Below are 3,321 nucleotides of genomic sequence, written 5' to 3' on the forward strand. Positions count from 1 at the left end.
CCGGGGGCCGAAGGCCCCCGGCCCAGCCTTAGAAAACCACGAATGGTTAGAACATTGAAGAGCCATGGAGATGGCAGGATCCCAGATCGTGATTTTTCCGAACACGCTACAATATATGAGAATAACAAAAATGCGTGGTTAGGGCTGTGGAGCCTCGGAAACTCAGGCAGCGATCGGGAACCATGCGTCATTGAGGCAAGGCGCTGATTCTGGCACAACCCGCTGAATGTTCCCCCGCTGGAGGGGGATATGAGAAAATTTCGGATCGGGCTGTGGCTGGGGCTCATCTTGACGCTCATCCTGGGCTGGCATGGATGGCTGAGGATCCCCCAGGCGCCTTCCCTTTTGTTGCGCTTTGGCTCTCCTTTATGGGTTTGTATGGGATCTTTCTGTTTCAACTCTTCGTCCCCCTTCTTGCCCCCGCCGCTGGCCCCGAGCGGAGCGGGTTGCGCTGGACGTTCCTTCGCTCTCTGTTCGGGGAATTGCGCGCCCTGGGAACGGTGGATGCGGGCCAGCCGCGACATCCCGCTGAACCACGGGAGGGCCCGGGGCTCTGGCTCTTAGATGCACGAAGCGCCATGGCCGTCGAGCGGGAAGGCGTGCTTTTGCGGATCGAAGGGCCTGGCTTAGCCCAGGTGAGAGCGGCGGAGTATGTCGCGGCCTTCGTGGATCTCCGCCCTCAACGGTTTCCTCGAGGCAACTCCTCCCCGCTTCGGGTTCGCACTCAGGATGGGATCTCTTTGGGGGTGGAGATTCGAACCGTTGTCGCCTTTCGATCGCAGACCATGCCTCTTAATCTGATAGGATGCTCCCCTTATTTCTTCCCTCCTTGGGCCATGCGTCAGACGATCACCCATGCGCTGCGGGCGGCCCGTGCGGCGGAAGATCGCATGCTCCATTGGTTCGAGCTTTCTTATGAGATGGCCCGGGGGGAGCTCTCCATCCGGATTGGGAATCTTCTGTTTGATCAGCTTTTTCTCTTTGCCCAACCCGGATCGGAGACGAGGCTTCCCGCTGCCCCTCTGGCGCGGCTGGCGGAGGAAATCCGGGGGGCTCTAGACGACGATTTACGAGCGCTGGGGATCCGGATCGATCGCTTGCGGGTGACATTAAGCGAAGTGCCCGAGGAGGCACGGCGCCAACGGGTGGAGGTCTGGCGCAGCCAGTGGGCGGCCCACCTGGCCCGCGTCTGGCCCGGTGGATCGGCCTGGCGGAATCCGAGGCCCTGATGGAATACGCAACGAACTACCAGGAGGTCTCGCCGGAGATGGTCCTCAAGCACTTCCTGGAAACTTTGGACGCCACGGTCCGCAAAAGTGGCCTGGCTCTTCCGGAAGAATTAAAACGGCTGTGGGAATACTTGCGCGGAGAGGGGTCCGACGAAGTATGGGCCCGATGTTCTGTGGAATTTGCTGAACACCACGCCGGGCTTCGACGATTATGCCGCTTATTGCTCTCCGCTTCCGCTGAGGATCCGGCCCGGCTTGGGGAAGTGTTCCGATGTCACATCGGCGCTCAGATCGTCGCTATGGCTTTGGATCGGTGGGAGGGATGGCTGTCGCTGCCCACAGCCCAACGGCAGCTCGCCGATCTGTGTCGCAGCCTTCGCCTCCATGGGCTGACCCTCCCAGAGACCCTTGCCGCGCTGCTCGGGGCGCAGCGGCTTCGGTCTCACGACCCGGCTTGGGCGCTGGAAATGGCCCGGCGGGCGGAGCGCCTCCTGGGGGAGCTCCGCCGCGCGGCCGTCCTCAGGGGAAGGCCTCACGCCGAGCTATTCGATGGAATCCAATATGCCCGTCGACTCATCCGCGAGATCCTGGACCACACCTCCGACTCCGAAGCGGCCTCGAGGGCTGAGAAGGCTCCGGAACCTCCGCCGGCCTCTGAGGCGTCTTCTCCGGCCCCCATGCCACCTGAAGCCGCGATCCCAGCACCCGGATGGCCGCTCCGGCCCGCACGGCTGTTTCTTATACCCTGCTGCCCGACGCGCATCCCCACGCCGGCGATCTTCAGTTTCTGGACCCCCAAACAGTCCAACGCTTTTCCGATCAGATGGAGGTTTTGATCGACAGCCTGGAGGTGGGCGGTCGGATCTATCGCCCCTACGTGGAAGCCGATATGGAAACGATCGTCCCCATCCGCCTCGGCGAGGTGCTGGTGCTCCGGGTGGAGGGCGACAGCATGCGGGGGTCGGGATCGAATCGGGCGACCTGATCCTGGCCCGGCGGGTTCCCGGCCACCAGGCGCGGGATCCTTCCTTCTGGACCTCACTGCTCGGACGCCTGGTCCTCGCTGTCCTTCTGGAGCGCTATCAGGACGAGGCTCAGCAGGCCTTTTTAATTAAACGATTGACCCGCCGGAACGGGCGCTGGTGGCTCGATTCGGAGAACCCCCGCTTCGGGTCGATCCCCTTGGATCCCGGCACCCATGAGATGCATCCCGTTCTGGCGATCCTGAAGCCGGTGGAGGGATGAGCTCCAGAAAAGCAGGAAACGGAGACCTGATGGGATCTGAGGGGTGTGGAGTGGGTCTGGCCTCTTATCTTGTGAGCGGTGTTTGGGTTGACGATGCATCGTGAAGGGGTGGACGGCCCCTGATCCTCGAAGATCCCCAGGACTGCAGGGCCTCAAAAGCAGCAAACTCGAGCGGGATGGACGTGCCGGCCCGGCCCTAAGGACGAAGGGGTTGGCCGAAGCGCGAGGCCCGTGTTAAGATTGTGATGCCGCCCTCTTTCCACTCGGAGAAGGGAGCCCCCGCGAGCGAAGAAGGGAGCAGACCCTGCGGCTGAGCGTCCTCTCATTCACTGCCGGAGCCGGATGTGAAATTCCTCAATGGAGGATTCGATGCCGTTTGATTCGATCTTGATTCCGGTGGAGGAGACGGAAGCCGCTGCATCTCTGCTTTCCCTGGCCCATGCGCTGCTCTCTCGAGAGAACGGGGAGATCACGCTGTTGGGCCTGGTTTCCCTCCCCCCCAACGTCTCCTTGAGCCATGGGGCGGCCGCTGCGCGAGCGCTTCGCCAGCAGATGACGGCCCTCGCAGCGGCCCATCCGGAACTTCCCCTTCGCGTGCGTCAGCGGATCCGGGTTTCTCACTTCCCATGGGGAGAGGTAATGCACTTCCTGCACTCTCATCGGGTTTCATTGATGCTCCTTCCATGGAATGGGGATCCCGAAGGCACCGTGCTGGGCGCTCCGCTCGCCCAGGTGCTTCAGGAAGCTCCCTGCGACCTCCTGCTGGTCCGGGGTCCCATTGGCGCTCGATGGCGACGGATCCTGCTTCCGGTGCGAGGCGGGCCCTACACCCAGCTGGCGCTGGAGG

At 62.6% G+C, this 3,321-nt stretch carries 4 protein-coding genes; all 4 read left to right on the forward strand.

The genetic code is table 11. The annotated features are described in order from the left end of the window. Positions 1–314 precede the first annotated feature (314 nt). Positions 315–1,229 (forward strand): hypothetical protein, encoded by a 915-nt coding sequence (locus ACFMO5_RS11770; RefSeq protein WP_376792944.1) that lies wholly within the window; start codon positions 315–317, stop codon positions 1,227–1,229. Beyond that, complete coding sequence (locus ACFMO5_RS11775) at positions 1,229–2,065, forward strand: hypothetical protein (RefSeq protein ID WP_376792945.1); 837 nt, start codon at positions 1,229–1,231, stop codon at positions 2,063–2,065. Before ACFMO5_RS11770 ends, ACFMO5_RS11775 begins: the two co-directional genes overlap by 1 nt. Next, a complete protein-coding gene (locus ACFMO5_RS11780; RefSeq protein ID WP_376792946.1) occupies positions 2,062–2,214 on the forward strand; it encodes a hypothetical protein in 153 nt (50 codons plus the stop codon). Before ACFMO5_RS11775 ends, ACFMO5_RS11780 begins: the two co-directional genes overlap by 4 nt. Before the next feature lie 629 nt (positions 2,215–2,843). Next, positions 2,844–3,321, forward strand: a 478-nt coding sequence (locus ACFMO5_RS11785) for a universal stress protein (protein WP_376792947.1), incomplete at its 3' end; no start/stop codon positions are given.

Source organism: Thermoflexus sp., from assembly GCF_042408365.1.
Lineage (GTDB): Bacteria > Chloroflexota > Anaerolineae > Thermoflexales > Thermoflexaceae > Thermoflexus.

Coding starts and splice junctions, on each gene's coding strand:
- ACFMO5_RS11770 (WP_376792944.1), top strand. CDS start 315: ATGGCTGAGGATCCCCCAGGCGCCTTCCCTTTTGTTGCGCTTTGGCTC.
- ACFMO5_RS11775 (WP_376792945.1), top strand. CDS start 1,229: ATGGAATACGCAACGAACTACCAGGAGGTCTCGCCGGAGATGGTCCTC.